Genomic DNA, 14,174 nt, shown 5'->3' with positions numbered 1-14,174 from the left:
GCCTCTCTCCCTGTGTTCGCTCCCAAGATATGGACTTGGAAAGCAAATGAAAGAGAGACGCCCCGTCACTTCTTATTTTGCCGCGTCTCGCCGTCGCAAAGCCACAGCGCGGATCACAGCCTTGGCAGTTTCGTCCGGCACAGCCTCAACGCGCGTGTAGACCGATCCGTCGATTGTGCGCGTCAAAAGCCCGTCCTCGATGAGAGAGCGCCGGATTTGCGCCGGATCGCGGAACACGGTCATCGTGTCGAACAGGTCCGAAATCGTGCGTTCTGTGAACTCGGTGCGCGGCGGCACCTGTGCCCAGAGCGCCCAGAGACAATGCTGACGCACCTTGCGCTTGGTGGACCAACTTTCCAACAGACCACCCTCTGTGAACCGCGCAAGCGCGCGTGTGACGGCGCGCCCTTCGGCGGGTTCGACTGGCTCCGCCATGCTCTGCGTGGCTTTCAGGTGCTGGAAATTGCGGTATCCCCCTGCCCGCGCGATGGCGTTCAAGAGGGTTTGGTGTCCGGGGGAGGCGTCCCCCAGATCGGATTTGAGCGTGCGCGCGAATGCGGACACGTCGGGAAGAGTGAGAGAAATGGCCTCACGAGTCATCGGTCTATCTCCGTTGATCGCGTCAGTATGGTCGTGCGGGGAGCTGCCCTTGGCCCACGCGTGACGCGCGGAAAACCGGATGGTCGTAAAGAAAAGCAGGTTCAGCGTAGTCCCAAGGGGACCGGCAGCGACTCGGTGAACTGCAGACCGATGCCCCAGATATAGAAACCCCGCCGACTTGGTGCAAGCGGCGGGGCAAATCAGGCGGACTGGAGGGGCGGTCACTCGTGCAAGAGCGCGTCGAGGCGTTTCTGTTCATCTTCGGAAAGCGCCACCTCGTCCTCGGTCGCGACCGAGCGGCGACGGATAAAGGAGATGCCAATACCCAGAGCGATCAACAGCATGACCGGCCCAGCGACCCACAGGAGTTTGTTGGCACCCGTGAGTGTCGGTTTCAGCAGCACATATTCACCGTAGCGGTTGACCACATAGTCCACGACCTCCTCATTGGTGTCGCCTTCCACGAGACGCTCACGGACAAGCAAACGCAGGTCTTTGGCGAGCGTCGCGTTGCTCTCGTCAATGTTCTCGTTGCGGCAGACGAGACAGCGCAGGCCCTGCGAAATGTCACGCGCGCGCTCTTCGAGAACGGGGTCGGAGAGGACTTCGTCAGGCTGCACAGCCATGACCGGCGAGGCCATCAGGAGTGCGAGGACCAGAAAGAGACGTTTCATTCGGCGGGCACTCCGGCTGTGGTGGTTTTCACTTTGCGGGCGCCTGCGGCGACGCGATAGCGACGGTCAGAGAGCGACAGGAAGCCACCCAGCGACATGATGATCGAGCCGCCCCAGATCCAGTTTGCCAGAGGCTTGATATAGGTGCGGACAGCCCAGCCGCCGTTGGATTGGATATCGCCGATCACGAGATAGACGTCCCGCAGGAAGCCGTTGTCGATACCGGCTTCGGTCGTGGGCATTTGAGCCACCGGATAAGAGCGTTTTTCCGGATGCAGGGTCGCGATTTTCTTGCCTTTCTGGAAGACGGCGAGGGACGCCATCGTGGACACGTAGTTCGGCCCTTGCACCCGCTCCACATCTTCGAGCGCGATGGTATAGCCCGCGACCTCGAACGTCTCGCCAACTTGGACGACGCGAATATCTTCGACGGTCCAAGCAGTCAGGCCCGCAATGCCCGCCATGGTGATCCCGAGACCGCCATGCGCCAACAAACGCCCGCAATCCGCACGCGGCAGACGCCAGAGGCGGGAGAAGTTCACCTTCTTACCCGTGCGAAGAAGAATGTCCTGCACCGCGCCCGCAAGGAGCCATGTGCCAAGCGCGAGACCAATCGGCCCCAGCAGCGTCTTCTGCGTCTGGATCGACCAGATGAGACCGAGCACAGCGAAGGCGAGGATGATCGACGGCACGAGTTTCTTGACCGTCGCGCCGAGCTTCGCACGCTTCCACGGCAGGATCGCCCCGATGGGCAGGATGATCGCCAGAATGGTGAAGAACGGCGTAAAGGCGGCGTTAAAGAACGGCGGGCCGACAGAAAGTTTCCGCGCCCAGAAGGCCTCCGCCACGAGCGGCCAGATGGTGCCGATGAACACGACCATGGCCGCAACCGCGAGCAGGATGTTGTTCATCACGAGCGCGCTTTCGCGCGACATCAGGGAGAACACGCCCTTCGCCTGCATGGAGGCCGCGCGGACGGTGAAAAGGGTCAATGCGCCGCCCATGAAAATCGCGAGGATCAGCAGAATGAAAATCCCGCGTTCTGGGTCGTTGGCGAAGGCGTGGACCGAGGTAATGACCCCCGAGCGGACGAGGAAGGTCCCGATCAGGGAGAAGCCAAAGGCCATAATGGCGAGCAGAATGGTCCAGCTTTTGAGCGTCTCGCGCTTTTCCACCACGATGGCGGAGTGCAGCAGAGCCGCCGCGAAGAGCCACGGCATGAAGGAGGCGTTTTCGACCGGATCCCAGAACCAGAACCCGCCCCAGCCCAGCTCGTAATACGCCCACCACGACCCGAGGCCGATACCGATGGTCAGGAACACCCACGCCGCAAGCGTCCATGGCCGCACCCAACGCCCCCATGCGGCATCCACGCGCCCTTCGAGGAGGGCAGCGACGGCAAAGGAGAAGGTCATGGAGAGGCCCACATAGCCGAGATAGAGGAACGGCGGGTGGAAGGCCAAACCAGGGTCTTGGAGCAGCGGATTGAGGTCCTCGCCGTTCATCGGGGGAAATTCGAGCCGCAGGAACGGGTTGGACGTGAATAGAATGAAGGCGAGAAACGCCACACCGATAGACCCCTGCACCCCGATCACACGGGCGCGGAGCGTCTCCGGCAGGTTCGTGCCAAAGAGCGCCGCCGCGCCACCAAACAGCGCGAGGATCAGCACCCAAAGAAGCATAGAGCCTTCGTGGTTCCCCCATACGCCGGAGACTTTGTAAAGCATCGGTTTGAGCGTGTGGGAGTTATCGACCACGACTTTGAGAGAGAAATCGGAGGTGACGAACGCATAGGTCAGCACGCCAAAGGAGAACGCAATCAACACGAGTTGCACGAGCGCCGCAGGTTCTGACACCGCCATCATCGCCCGATTGCCAGTCTGCGCGCCCCAAAGCGGCAGAACCGTTTGCGCGATTGCCACAACGAAGGCCATCACGAGGGCAAAATGTCCAAGTTCTACGAGCATATGCGTGTCTCCCTTTTCAGGAGGTTTTACCGTGTTCGAGCGGCCCCGCCAATGGGTTGCGCTCACCTGTCGCATCTCGACTTTCGTAGGGAACATGTGAGAAAGGGGCCGGATCGGCCCCTTCCCCGCCTCTTCCCACCAGCTTTGCCCGCATTAAAAGAGCAAAAGCACCCCGAAAGAGACACTCCAAGCACCCAAAACAGGCCAAAGAAAGCGCAGGCCGGAAAATCCGAACGTGCCCTGAATCACCGAAAAGTGAAGCACCGCGCCCGCCATCAGCAGGGAAAGGAAGGCAAAAAGGGCCGCGAGATCACCGCTGCGGGTGGCGGCTTCGGCGGACTGGACACCCCAAAGCCAACCGAGCGTGAGACCGGACCCCGCCCACGACAGCGACATCCCGAGAGCGAGCGGCGTCGCGCGCACTCTCCACAGCCAGAAGAACGTGCCCGAAATCATAAGTGCCATGAGGGCAATCGCCCCGAGCATCAAGAGCAGCGCCGGACGGGGGCCAAGAAGGACGACAGCGAAACCTGCAGCCGTGAGAATGGCCGCGTAAAGCATCAGTATCTTTTTCATTGCTTCAACATCTCCTTTACAACGGCATCGAGCGCCAAGGCCGCTTCGTGATTGCGCCGGAGTGCCGCGTCCACGGTCTCGCCGCGCGTGATCTGGCGCAGGCCATTCAGAACTTTGCAAAGATAGGGGATCATCGGCATCACCCCCTCGGCAGGCGTTCGCGGATCATCGTGGTCATCTCCACGAGAATCTGGGTGTTCTTGTCGAGGACGGAGCGTGTCGCCTCATCCTTTTGCAGGTCGCGGTAGAGCAGGAAAAACACCATGAGCACCCACGGCCCATGCTCTGCCAGCGCGCTGATTAGGGTGTCACTCATCACAACGATCCCTTCCACGCCGCCAGCGCCGGATTGGGCGCGTCTTCACCCGGCACTTCAGCCCGCTCCTCTTCCGCCTCGGCCACCTCTTCGCCTAGCTCTGTGAGCGCGGCAATGTTGTCCCGCACCATCGGCGCGCGGACGAGTGTGGTCGCAATAGAGCGCTGGAATTCCTGCGATTTCACCTGAAACCGCGCGCCGAAGTAGAAGGAGACGATTGTCCCGAACAGCCACCAAAGCGGTTCCGGGATGAGGGCAACCCCCTGCATCCGCGCGGCAAACCAGATCGGATTGACCATTGCTGTGACCATCAACCCGATGGTGCCGAAGGCCATCATCGGTCGCGGCACACGGTTCAAAGCATCCATAAATCGGTCAAACCAGCCTTTGCGTTCGACGGCGAACTCGGCCGCGAACTGCTGCATGGCGGCAGCGCGATAGGCGGCTTCGCGGGCGGAAGAGTTTTCCTTGTTTTCGAAGAACACTTCCGCCGTCTCTTTCACGACATTGCGCCCGTCACCGAACACAGCGTCCCACATGCTCGAAATCACCCCCATGACGCCACCCGTGCCGCATGTTCTGCGTCCGTGAGGTGATAGCGAGTGGCGATGAAGGCCTCCGCGCGTACGATCCAGCCACCTTTGCCGCCGTCCTGTCGACGGGCGTATTTGCGCGAACTGGGGCGACGGTCCGCCAACGCGTAATAATAGTTCCGCCGCGCGATCCCGTAGGCATCGGCGAGATACTCCGGCGCGAGCGACTGGGCGATCTGCGCGGCATCAATGGTCTGCGGGCCGATCATGCCATCAATGGCGATCCGCTGGCCCATGTCGTTGAGCAGCCGCTGCAATATCCGCACCGCGTTGCTGCCCGCATTCACATACATGTCGAACACGCTTGGCTGCAAAACCGGCGGCAATTCGTCGATGCGGGGGTGCTGGAAATAGTGTTCGATGAAGATATCCCGCGCCTGCGTGCGGCTCAGACGTTTCAGGTCCGTCGCCGTCACCTGCCCGTCTCCATCCAGATCAATCCCAAGCCGTGACAGCGTCCCGATGGTCACGCCATAATTTGTCGCCCCGCCCGGATCATCAGGGTCGTTCACATAGCCCCCCTCACGGGCGACAATTTCCGTTGCGATTTGCTGAACTGTTTGCATCTGCCTCAATCCCACCAAGTGTCGGGATCAGGCTCTCGCAAAATAGTTAACGCCGCTCATCCAGAGCGGACGGCGGCGTTAGGGATTTGATTATGGTTTAGAGGAGAAGAGGTTAGCTCTCTGGCTCCTGATAGACGCCCTGCTCTTTGAGCGCATCCATGACCTCTTTCGGCATGTAGGTCTCGTCGTGTTTGGCGAGAATTTCGGAGGCAACAAAAACGCCATCCTGGAGCGTACCGGTGCCGATCATGCCCTGGTTCTCGCCGAAGAGGTCCGGCAGGACGCCTTCGAAGGTCACGGGGATCGTTGCGCCGCCGTCGGTCACGGAGAAGGTCACATGGGTCCCCTCCCCGCGCACGAGAGAGCCTTCTTCCACGAGGCCACCAATGCGGAACACTTCCCCGGCGCGCGGCGGTTCTTCCGCGACTTGGGTCGGAGAGCGGAACAGGTTGATCCCGTCCCGCATCGCATAGCCGATGAGAGATGTAGCGACGATCAGCGCCACCACCGTCAGCGCGACGATCTGAATGCGGCGCTGTTTCTTCAGGTTTTTCAAACCGGCCATGGGGTCTCCTCCTCAAAAGTCCCGAGTGCGTTACGGATGAGTTACGGATAAACGGGCACGTTCAGAAGACCCTCGGTCTCCGGCAGGCCCAGCATCAGGTTCGCGTTCTGGATCGCCTGACCGGACGAGCCTTTGGTCAGGTTGTCGATGGTGCCATAGACAATCGCGCGGCCCGAGATACGGTCCTCGACGACGCCGATGTGACAATAGTTAGAGCCGCGCACATGCTTCATCGCCGGTACTTGACCGAGCGGCAGCACTTGGATGAACGGCTCGTTCATGTAGGCATCAGCCAATGCATAGTGGATCGCGGAGGCTTCGCCCTGCACATAGCAGGTCGCAAGGATGCCGCGCGTGGCGGGCACGAGGTGCGGGGTGAACTGGATGCGGACATCGCGGCCTGCGATCTTGGAGAATTCCTGATCGAACTCGCCGAGGTGACGGTGCTTGCCGCCGACCGAGTAGCCGAACGCGTTGTCTTCGAGCTCACCATAGAGCAGGTGCTCTTTGAGAGACCGGCCCGCGCCTGACACCGCGACTTTCAGATCAAGGATGATCTGGTCGAGATCGATCACACCGGCGGCGATCAGCGGGCGCAGGATGAACTGACCCGTCGCGGCGTTACAGCCGGTGCCGGCCACGAGGCGCGCGTTTTTGATCTCGTCGCGGTAGAATTCGGTCAGGCCGTAAACCGCCTCTTTTTGAAGATCGACGGCAGAGTGCGGCTTGCCATACCATTTCTCGTACTCAGAGGGATCACGCAGACGGAAGTCAGCGGAGAGATCGACAACTTTGGTGGTCTCCGGCAGCTCTTTGATCACGGCCTGCGACGTCGCATGCGGCAGCGCGCAAAAGGCGAGGTCGACATTCGCAAAGTCGATGTCCTCGATCTTGCAAAGGTCCGGCAGGTCCATGTGGCGCAGGTGCGGATAGACTTCGGACATCGCCATACCGGCTTTTCGATCGCCGGAGAGGGCCACGATCTCCATCGACGGATGGGTGGCAATCAAACGAACGAGTTCGGCGCCCGTGTAACCGGAGGCTCCGAGAATGGCGATTTTCTTTGTCATAACGGTCATCTTTCCTATCGGCGGGGCGGCTCCATACTCGTTGCGAGCGTCTCGGGTCCGCGACCAGACTTGAACTTAAAAGATTTCAGGTGGCCCCGCAATTGCGACAGGTGCGCACGGTCACAGGGCGAAGGGATACACGAAGGTCAGGCTTTGACGAAGTCCACTTTTCGTCGCAGAAACTGCGTCGCGCCGCGGGAGACCTTTGCCGGATCGCCCGTCGTGAGGAACATGCTTTCCGTGCCTGGCCCTACCATCACGGGGTGTCGGACGAGATAATCCGCGAGGCTTTCGGCCACGAGATTGGCCTGAGAGAAGACTTTGACGTGATCGCCAAGCGCTTCCTGAAACTCGGTTTCCATGATCGGATAATGCGTGCAGCCGAGGATGGCGGCGTCAGGATTGGGCATTTTGCGTTTGAGCGCATCGACGTGCGAGCGCACGAGCGCATCAGCGAGGATCATGTCCCCGTCCTCAATCGCGTCGACCACGCCGCCACAGGCCTGTGCTTCCACATCCACACCGATCGCGCGGAAAGCCAGCTCACGCTGGAACGCGCGGGACGCCACAGTCGCAGGCGTTGCAAAGAGCGCGACGTGCTTCACCGCCACTTCGCGCGGTGGGCTGTTGTCGCCCCAGTGGCGTTCGGTCAGGGCCTCAATCAGCGGCACGAAGACACCGAGAACACGCTTGTTCGGGGGAATCCAGCTTTCCTGCATCCGGCGCAGAGCCGCAGCGGAGGCCGTATTACAGGCGAGAATGACGAGATCGCAGCCTGCCTCCCAAAGACGCTCCACAGCCGCGGTCGTGAGATTATAGACATCATCGGCATCGCGCACGCCATAGGGCGCGTGGGCATTGTCCCCGAAATAGACAAAGGGCACGTCCGGCAGACGTTTGGTCACGGCGTCCAATACCGTCAACCCACCCAAGCCACTGTCAAAAATGCCGACTGCCATGATCTTATTCCGGTTCTTTCAGATGCCGCGCGGGAACGCCCCCTCCGACGCACCTGATGATTCACTTGTTCAAGCCTCTCCCGGTTGCATGAACCAATGCACGCGCCAGACGAAGCCTAGTAGATAGTGAATAGGTGTCACGGCCCAGAAAATCCATCCAATTTTTTTGAACTGCCCCATCACCATCGCGTCCGAGCGCCGCCCAACTGCCTGAAAAAAGCGCAGGCCGAAAAAAACATCTCTAAATTTGTGTTAGCGCAAAGCTATCGGGTTGCGGTCTGTTCAAAAAAAAAGAAAGAAACCGCCGAAACATTCGCATCGCGCCGCGCTTAGCCTATGTTAGGTTGGTAGAGTGCAAGAGTAGCCTGAGACAGGTGTAGGTATGGACTGGGACAAGCTTAGAATTTTCCACGCTGTGGCGGACGCGGGGTCGTTGACCCACGCGGGAGATACGCTGCACCTGAGCCAGTCCGCCGTGTCGCGTCAGATTCGCGCCCTCGAAGAATCGCTATCCACGACATTGTTTCACCGTCACGCGCGGGGTTTGATCCTCACTGAACAAGGGGAGCTTCTGTTTGAAGCCACGCGTTCGATGGCGAAACGGCTCGACGCAGCCGCCGCGCGAATTCGTGACAGTGAGGAAGAGGTCTACGGTGAGCTTCGTGTGACAACGGCAACAGGCTTTGGCACGCTCTGGCTCGCACCGCGCCTGTCCCGTCTTTATGAAAAGTATCCGGAACTCAAAATCGACCTGATGCTCGAAGAGCGCGTGCTCGACCTTCCGATGCGTGAGGCTGATGTCGCCATCCGCATGAAAGAGCCATCGCAGGCCGACCTGATCCGCAAACGTCTGATGAATATCCGGATGCGTCTGTTTGCGACCCGTGAATATCTCGATGCGAACGGCACCCCCGAAACGCTCGACGATCTCTCGACGCACCGTCTGATCTGTCAGAACCCGAATGCGCATCAGGTCTCCGCCGGCGCGCGTCTGATCGAGGAACTGAACGAGCACGATATCCGCTCGAAGCTCTTCGTTAATAACTACTTCGGCGTTCTTCAGGCCGTTTTGAACGATCTTGGCGTCGGGGTTCTCCCGGATTATCTCGTACAGACGGCACCAAACCTCGTGCGCGTGCTTCCGGACTTGGAGAGCGGCGAAGTTCCGGTGTTCCTCGCCTACCCAGAAGAGCTGCGCCACTCCAAGCGTATCGAAGTGTTCCGCGATTTCATCATCGAGGAAATCAACGCGCACCGCCGCGTGATGCGCGACGAAGAGTCCGCGAGCTGATAGCGCTCACTCCGAATCTCCCCCCTAAGCACCTGAAACTACTAGCTATGCGTCGTCCGCATGGCAGGATTGCAATGCAGGTGCAGAAAAAACCTTGATCGATTCACAAACTGCCCCTAAATGCAGCATCGAAGCCGCTAATTGAGGAAACTCTTGGCGGTTTTACCTCCCTGTTGGACTTAGGCCGAGCTCTGCTCGGCCTTTTTTTTGTCTTCGGCTATATACGGCCTCTTTTCGCACTCTCCCTTCCGAAGAGCCGTCGCCCGAACCGCTCGGATTCCGGAACAGGCATCGGACCAGAACCGCCGCCCTGGACCAAATTCACCTGACATTAGGGCGAAAGACGGCTTTTGTAGCCCCAATAGCCCCTTCCCCAAACGCCCCAACTGTCCTATGAGGACGCGCAAGACAAAGCTGCCGCTTAGAGGACCCCCTATGACCGAGCCTGCCATCACCGAAGAGATCATTTCTGCACATGGTCTCAAGCCGGAAGAATATGCCGAAATCCTGCGCATTCTGAACCGTGAGCCGACGTTCACCGAACTGGGCATCTTCTCGGCGATGTGGAACGAGCACTGCTCCTATAAGTCCTCCAAAATCCACCTGCGCAAACTGCCGACCGATGGCCCTCAGGTCATCTGTGGTCCGGGCGAGAACGCGGGCATCGTGGATATCGGCGACGGCCAGTGCGTGGTCTTCAAAATGGAGAGCCACAACCACCCGTCCTATATCGAGCCCTACCAAGGTGCGGCCACCGGTGTAGGTGGCATCCTGCGCGACGTGTTCACCATGGGTGCACGTCCGATTGCGGCGATGAACTCTCTCTCCTTTGGTCTGAAAGAGCACAAGAAAACCAAACAGCTCGTTCACGGTGTGGTCGAGGGCGTTGGCGGCTACGGCAACTGCTTCGGCGTTCCGACTGTTGGCGGCGAAGTGCGCTTCCACGCGGCCTATAACGGCAACTGCCTCGTGAACGCATTCGCGGCAGGTCTCGCTGACACAGACAAGATCTTCTACTCCGCAGCCTCGGGCGTCGGTATGCCCGTGGTCTACCTCGGCGCGAAAACCGGCCGTGACGGCGTTGGCGGCGCGACGATGGCCTCCGCTGAATTCGACGACACCATTGAAGACAAACGCCCCACCGTTCAGGTTGGTGACCCGTTCACCGAGAAATGCTTGATGGAAGCAACCCTCGAACTCATGGCCACCGGCGCCGTGATCTCCATTCAGGACATGGGTGCGGCTGGTCTCACCTGTTCTGCTGTGGAAATGGGCGACAAGGGCAAACTCGGCATCCGTCTCGATCTCGAGAACGTGCCCCAGCGCGAAGCCAACATGACCGCCTACGAGATGATGCTCTCCGAGTCTCAGGAACGTATGCTCATGGTCCTCAAGCCGGAGAAAGAGGCCGAAGCCCGCGCCGTTTTCGAAAAATGGGACCTCGATTTCGCCATCGTCGGCGAAACCATCTCCGAAGACCGCTTCCTCATCATGCACAACGGCACTTGCATGGCCGACCTGCCGCTGTCGACGCTGGCGTCGTCCGCGCCGGAATACGACCGTCCGTGGGTCCCGACGCCTGCGGCCGAGCAAGTCACAGATGTGCCGCAGATAGACCCGATCGACGGCCTCAAAGGCCTGATCGCGTCCCCGAACTACGCGTCCAAAGCCTGGGTCTACGAACAGTATGACACCCAGGTAATGGCCGACACGGTGCGCGCACCGGGCCTCGGCGCAGGCGTGATCCGCGTCCATGGCACCGACAAACTGCTGGCCTTCACCTCTGACGTGACCCCGCGTTACGTCAAAGCGAACCCGACCGAAGGCGGCAAACAGGCAGTGGCAGAAGCCTACCGCAACCTGTCGTCTGTTGGGGCCAAACCGCTCGCAACCACCGACAACCTGAACTTCGGCAACCCCGAGAAGCCGGAAATCATGGGCCAGTTCGTCGGCGCTCTCGACGGCATCGGTCAGGCCGTGGCCTTCCTCGACATGCCGATCGTCTCCGGCAACGTCTCGCTCTACAACGAGACCGACGGCGAGGGCATCCTGCCGACCCCGACCATCGGTGCCGTGGGCCTCATCGCCTCCGCTGATGATTTGATCTCCGGCGTTGCTCAGGACGGCGATGTCGCGATCCTCGTTGGCGAGACCAAAGGCCTGCTCGGTCAGTCCGCCCTGCTCTACGAAGTCTTCAACCGCGAAGACGGCGATGCACCGCACGTTGACCTCGCCGCTGAGAAAGCACATGGCGAATTCATCCGCGCCAACGGCTCCCTGTTCAGCGCTGTGACCGACTTGTCCGACGGCGGCCTCGCCCTCGCAGCGTTTGAAATGGCAAACGAAGCTGGCGTTGGCGTCCAGATCGACGAAGACAACACTGCGCAACTCTTCGGCGAAGATCAGGCCCGCTACCTCGTGGCCTGCACCTTTGACCAAGCCGAAGCGCTGATGGCCGCAGCTTCCCAAGCTGGCGTACCTGTCGCAACCGTCGGCAAATTCGGTGGCGACACCGTGAAATTCGGCGCATCCGAGGCGCCGCTTTCCGAACTGTCCGCCATCTATAGCGGCACATTCGGCGAGATTTTCGGCTGATCGTCTTTTTCGTGATCCAAATACTCAAGAGGCCCGCGCATCGCGGGCCTTTTTGCTTTAGGCTCCCCACATGACCGACCTTCCCGACCTCAACTCCGATTGCAGCCAATGCGCGGCGCTCTGCTGCGTTGGCCTCACCATCGACAAAGGCGACCTGTTTTCGTTCGACAAACCGGCGGGAACGCCCTGCCCGAACCTGACCGGCCATCTCTGCCGTGTGCACGAAGATCTCGAAACCATCGGCAACCATGGCTGCGTGCTTTATGACTGCGCGGGTGCGGGTCAGCGCGTCACGCAAATGCGGTTCAACGGCGAAAGCTGGCAGGATGACCCCACGCTCCTCCCCGCCATGCTGCGTGACTTTGCCGCCCTGAAACCGCTCCACGAACGGATGCGCCACCTCGTTGAAGCAGAACACATGAACCTGCCCGACACATTGGAGACCGACCGCCAGCGCCTTTTGCGAAAATGCGCGCGTCTATGGAGCGACACCCCCACCCTTCGTGCAGATTTCGAAACCTTTTTGACCGCGCTCGCACAGTTGCCCCGTGCCTGAGCGCTTGCAGCGCCGTGAGCCAGAGCTTACATTCCACTTCAAACAAAGCAACGACGCCAAGGAGCGCCACGTATGGCCATCACACCCGCAGATATCGAGCATCTGATCCGCGAAGCCCTGCCCAACGCCGAAATCACCATTCAAGGTGACGACGGTCAGCATTTCGCTGCAGAAGTTATTGATGCCTCTTTCGCCGGGATGAACCGAGTTCAGCAGCAACGTCTGGTGAATGCAGCCTTGAAAGAAAAAATCGACAGCGGCGAGCTGCACGCTCTCGCCCTGACCACGCGCGCACCGGAGTAACCGGCAGCCCCGCTTCCCAGATTCTCCGAAAGGACACAAAATGACTGCTCAAGAGACCATTCAGAAAACCGTCGATGACAATGAGGTCGTGCTCTACATGAAGGGCACCAAAATGATGCCGCGTTGCGGGTTCTCCTCGAAAGTTGCAGGCATCCTCAACTTCATGGGCGTCGACTATATGGATGTTGACGTCCTCTCCGACGAAGCCATCCGTCAGGGGATCAAGGAATTCTCCGACTGGCCGACCATCCCGCAGCTTTACGTCAAAGGCGAGTTCGTCGGCGGCTGTGACATCGTGATCGAGATGACCCTCTCCGGCGAACTGGACCAGATGCTCGCTGATAAGGGCGTGAACTTCGACAAAGAAAAAGCCGACCAGATCCGCGCGGCAAACGCCTGATCTGAGCATCACACCAAAAAGAAAGCGCGCCCTGTGGGGCGCGCTTTTTGCATTCCGAGTTGGCCGAACTTATTCGGCTGATGCGTCTTCGACCCCGCCAAGGCGCTCTTCAAACGCGGCAGCCATACTCTCTGCGCGCGCCGCCAATTCCGCGAGGCTATCGGTGACATCAGAGGGAATAACCGGCACCTCGACCTTTTCAGGTTCGGGCGTCGGACGCGACTTTAATTCTTCAATCAGAGTCTCATGCGCCGCGAGTTTGGTCTCCAGCGCACGCATTTGTTCTTCGAGACCCGCGGTTTTATCGGCGAGCATCAGCCCCGCCATCAACAGCATCCGTTCGGCGGGCAGGCGTCCAATCTGGCTCGCGAGCACGGAGGCCTCGTTGTCCAAAAGGGCCGCTGCGGATTGCAGAAAGTGCTCCTCGCCTTCCTGACAGGCGACTTCGAATTCACGGCCACCGATTGAGATATTCACTTCGGGCATCTTCAGACCTCCTCGACCGGCGTTTGCTCGTCATCTTCACCAAGGTCTTCGGCCCTGGCTACCATATCACGCAAATCGGTCAGAATGGCATTCATCTCTGTTGTGTCGGCCTCGCGGGAGGTCTTGAGCGCATCCAACTCTGTTTGCAAAGAGGTGTTGATGAGGGAAGGATCCGCAAGCCCGTCGGCATTCGCGGTCCGCAAGGCAATGTTCACATCCCGCAGCTTGCCATTCATCTCTCGCAGTTTCTGGAGCGCTGTATCGTGATCCATCAGCTGGCTACGTAGCTTCTCAACCTCGCCCTCAAGCCCTGCGACGTGGATTTCCTGACGGCGTTGGATTGCCTTTACTCGCGCCTCAAGGCGCGCATTTGCTTCTCGCTCTTCCGCGAGCTCTTTCTCGAGCGCTTCGAGTTTCTCGGTCTGCGCGTCGTCGCCGTCTACCTGAGTTGGTGCGGCCACCTGTCCCTTTTCAGCGACGGCAACAGCCCGCCCGATCCGCTCCAGCGCGGCCGTGATCCGTGCTTCGAATTCGGAAATCTCGCTCATGGCAACGTCCCCACAATCTGCTCTACGGTTCTGATTTCTTATTTATTTTGCCCGTGTGAGGGTAAACAAACCCTTCCACTGCCCTTCAGATTAGAAAAGCCGAATTGTT

At 59.7% G+C, this 14,174-nt stretch carries 18 protein-coding genes; 5 read left to right on the top strand and 13 right to left on the bottom strand.

What is annotated here, in order from left to right; all coding sequences use genetic code 11:
- Positions 1-72 precede the first annotated feature (72 nt).
- The 11 genes from LA304_RS13855 to murI all read right to left on the bottom strand — a co-directional run bounded on the left by LA304_RS13855 (position 73) and on the right by murI (position 7,886).
- The gene (locus LA304_RS13855) at positions 73-600 is read right to left on the bottom strand and encodes a DUF2087 domain-containing protein (protein ID WP_224503761.1); all 528 of its coding nucleotides are present in this window, start codon (positions 598-600) and stop codon (positions 73-75) included.
- A gap of 221 nt (positions 601-821) precedes the next feature.
- Complete coding sequence (locus LA304_RS13850) at positions 822-1,274, bottom strand: cytochrome c-type biogenesis protein (RefSeq protein WP_224503760.1); 453 nt, start codon at positions 1,272-1,274, stop codon at positions 822-824.
- Positions 1,271-3,241 (bottom strand): heme lyase CcmF/NrfE family subunit, encoded by a 1,971-nt coding sequence (locus LA304_RS13845; RefSeq protein ID WP_224503759.1) that lies wholly within the window; start codon positions 3,239-3,241, stop codon positions 1,271-1,273. Before LA304_RS13845 ends, LA304_RS13850 begins: the two co-directional genes overlap by 4 nt.
- A 153-nt stretch (positions 3,242-3,394) precedes the next feature.
- Positions 3,395-3,817: a hypothetical protein gene (locus LA304_RS13840; RefSeq protein ID WP_224503758.1), complete on the bottom strand. Its 423-nt coding sequence runs from the start codon at positions 3,815-3,817 to the stop codon at positions 3,395-3,397.
- On the bottom strand, positions 3,814-3,951 hold the full coding sequence (locus LA304_RS13835) for a hypothetical protein (RefSeq protein ID WP_224503757.1): 138 nt from the start codon (positions 3,949-3,951) through the stop codon (positions 3,814-3,816). The genes LA304_RS13840 and LA304_RS13835 overlap by 4 nt, the downstream gene beginning before the upstream one ends.
- Positions 3,952-3,956: 5 nt before the next feature.
- On the bottom strand, positions 3,957-4,133 hold the full coding sequence (locus tag LA304_RS13830) for a hypothetical protein (protein ID WP_224503756.1): 177 nt from the start codon (positions 4,131-4,133) through the stop codon (positions 3,957-3,959).
- Positions 4,133-4,690, bottom strand: a complete 558-nt coding sequence (locus tag LA304_RS13825; protein WP_224503755.1) for a holin family protein — start codon at positions 4,688-4,690, stop codon at positions 4,133-4,135. Before LA304_RS13825 ends, LA304_RS13830 begins: the two co-directional genes overlap by 1 nt.
- Positions 4,681-5,292, bottom strand: coding sequence for a holin-associated N-acetylmuramidase (locus tag LA304_RS13820; protein ID WP_224503754.1), 612 nt, complete (start codon positions 5,290-5,292; stop codon positions 4,681-4,683). Before LA304_RS13820 ends, LA304_RS13825 begins: the two co-directional genes overlap by 10 nt.
- A 112-nt stretch (positions 5,293-5,404) precedes the next feature.
- On the bottom strand, positions 5,405-5,848 hold the full coding sequence (gene ccmE, locus LA304_RS13815; protein WP_224504245.1) for a cytochrome c maturation protein CcmE: 444 nt from the start codon (positions 5,846-5,848) through the stop codon (positions 5,405-5,407).
- A gap of 50 nt (positions 5,849-5,898) precedes the next feature.
- Positions 5,899-6,927, bottom strand: coding sequence for an N-acetyl-gamma-glutamyl-phosphate reductase (argC, locus tag LA304_RS13810; protein ID WP_224503753.1), 1,029 nt, complete (start codon positions 6,925-6,927; stop codon positions 5,899-5,901).
- A 146-nt stretch (positions 6,928-7,073) separates the two neighbouring features.
- Positions 7,074-7,886, bottom strand: a complete 813-nt coding sequence (murI, locus tag LA304_RS13805) for a glutamate racemase (RefSeq protein WP_224503752.1) — start codon at positions 7,884-7,886, stop codon at positions 7,074-7,076.
- A gap of 382 nt (positions 7,887-8,268) precedes the next feature.
- On the opposite strand from murI, the gene LA304_RS13800 reads away from it, so the two are divergent.
- From LA304_RS13800 to grxD, 5 genes are all read left to right on the top strand, one after another.
- Positions 8,269-9,177 carry a LysR family transcriptional regulator gene (locus tag LA304_RS13800; protein ID WP_224503751.1) on the top strand — a complete coding sequence of 303 codons (909 nt, stop codon included), beginning with the start codon at positions 8,269-8,271 and terminating at the stop codon, positions 9,175-9,177.
- Between the two features lie 435 nt (positions 9,178-9,612).
- Positions 9,613-11,772, top strand: coding sequence for a phosphoribosylformylglycinamidine synthase subunit PurL (purL, locus tag LA304_RS13795; RefSeq protein WP_224503750.1), 2,160 nt, complete (start codon positions 9,613-9,615; stop codon positions 11,770-11,772).
- A gap of 70 nt (positions 11,773-11,842) precedes the next feature.
- Positions 11,843-12,328: a hypothetical protein gene (locus LA304_RS13790; RefSeq protein WP_224503749.1), complete on the top strand. Its 486-nt coding sequence runs from the start codon at positions 11,843-11,845 to the stop codon at positions 12,326-12,328.
- Positions 12,329-12,400: 72 nt separating this feature from the next.
- Positions 12,401-12,631: a BolA family protein gene (locus LA304_RS13785; RefSeq protein ID WP_224503748.1), complete on the top strand. Its 231-nt coding sequence runs from the start codon at positions 12,401-12,403 to the stop codon at positions 12,629-12,631.
- 40 nt (positions 12,632-12,671) lie between these two features.
- Positions 12,672-13,031: a Grx4 family monothiol glutaredoxin gene (grxD, locus tag LA304_RS13780; protein ID WP_224503747.1), complete on the top strand. Its 360-nt coding sequence runs from the start codon at positions 12,672-12,674 to the stop codon at positions 13,029-13,031.
- Positions 13,032-13,100: 69 nt separating this feature from the next.
- On the opposite strand, the gene LA304_RS13775 is transcribed toward grxD, so the two are convergent.
- Both LA304_RS13775 and LA304_RS13770 read right to left on the bottom strand, forming a co-directional pair.
- Positions 13,101-13,517: a cell division protein ZapA gene (locus tag LA304_RS13775; protein WP_224503746.1), complete on the bottom strand. Its 417-nt coding sequence runs from the start codon at positions 13,515-13,517 to the stop codon at positions 13,101-13,103.
- Positions 13,518-13,519: 2 nt separating this feature from the next.
- The gene (locus tag LA304_RS13770) at positions 13,520-14,065 is read right to left on the bottom strand and encodes a hypothetical protein (protein WP_224503745.1); all 546 of its coding nucleotides are present in this window, start codon (positions 14,063-14,065) and stop codon (positions 13,520-13,522) included.
- Between the last annotated feature and the right edge of the window lie 109 nt (positions 14,066-14,174).

Source organism: Celeribacter litoreus (assembly GCF_020165855.1).
GTDB classification, from domain to species: domain Bacteria; phylum Pseudomonadota; class Alphaproteobacteria; order Rhodobacterales; family Rhodobacteraceae; genus Celeribacter; species Celeribacter litoreus.
The sequence above is the reverse complement of the archived record's forward strand: the minus strand, read 5'-3'. Positions and strand labels throughout refer to the sequence as shown.

Excerpts from the sequence above, each read along its gene's own strand:
- LA304_RS13855 (WP_224503761.1), bottom strand. The coding sequence starts at position 600 with ATGACTCGTGAGGCCATTTCTCTCACTCTTCCCGACGTGTCCGCATTC.
- LA304_RS13850 (WP_224503760.1), bottom strand. The coding sequence starts at position 1,274 with ATGAAACGTCTCTTTCTGGTCCTCGCACTCCTGATGGCCTCGCCGGTC.
- LA304_RS13845 (WP_224503759.1), bottom strand. The coding sequence starts at position 3,241 with ATGCTCGTAGAACTTGGACATTTTGCCCTCGTGATGGCCTTCGTTGTG.
- LA304_RS13840 (WP_224503758.1), bottom strand. The coding sequence starts at position 3,817 with ATGAAAAAGATACTGATGCTTTACGCGGCCATTCTCACGGCTGCAGGT.
- LA304_RS13835 (WP_224503757.1), bottom strand. The coding sequence starts at position 3,951 with ATGATCCCCTATCTTTGCAAAGTTCTGAATGGCCTGCGCCAGATCACG.
- LA304_RS13830 (WP_224503756.1), bottom strand. The coding sequence starts at position 4,133 with ATGAGTGACACCCTAATCAGCGCGCTGGCAGAGCATGGGCCGTGGGTG.
- LA304_RS13825 (WP_224503755.1), bottom strand. The coding sequence starts at position 4,690 with ATGGGGGTGATTTCGAGCATGTGGGACGCTGTGTTCGGTGACGGGCGC.
- LA304_RS13820 (WP_224503754.1), bottom strand. The coding sequence starts at position 5,292 with ATGCAAACAGTTCAGCAAATCGCAACGGAAATTGTCGCCCGTGAGGGG.
- argC (WP_224503753.1), bottom strand. The coding sequence starts at position 6,927 with ATGACAAAGAAAATCGCCATTCTCGGAGCCTCCGGTTACACGGGCGCC.
- murI (WP_224503752.1), bottom strand. The coding sequence starts at position 7,886 with ATGGCAGTCGGCATTTTTGACAGTGGCTTGGGTGGGTTGACGGTATTG.
- LA304_RS13800 (WP_224503751.1), top strand. The coding sequence starts at position 8,269 with ATGGACTGGGACAAGCTTAGAATTTTCCACGCTGTGGCGGACGCGGGG.
- purL (WP_224503750.1), top strand. The coding sequence starts at position 9,613 with ATGACCGAGCCTGCCATCACCGAAGAGATCATTTCTGCACATGGTCTC.
- LA304_RS13790 (WP_224503749.1), top strand. The coding sequence starts at position 11,843 with ATGACCGACCTTCCCGACCTCAACTCCGATTGCAGCCAATGCGCGGCG.
- LA304_RS13785 (WP_224503748.1), top strand. The coding sequence starts at position 12,401 with ATGGCCATCACACCCGCAGATATCGAGCATCTGATCCGCGAAGCCCTG.
- grxD (WP_224503747.1), top strand. The coding sequence starts at position 12,672 with ATGACTGCTCAAGAGACCATTCAGAAAACCGTCGATGACAATGAGGTC.
- LA304_RS13775 (WP_224503746.1), bottom strand. The coding sequence starts at position 13,517 with ATGCCCGAAGTGAATATCTCAATCGGTGGCCGTGAATTCGAAGTCGCC.
- LA304_RS13770 (WP_224503745.1), bottom strand. The coding sequence starts at position 14,065 with ATGAGCGAGATTTCCGAATTCGAAGCACGGATCACGGCCGCGCTGGAG.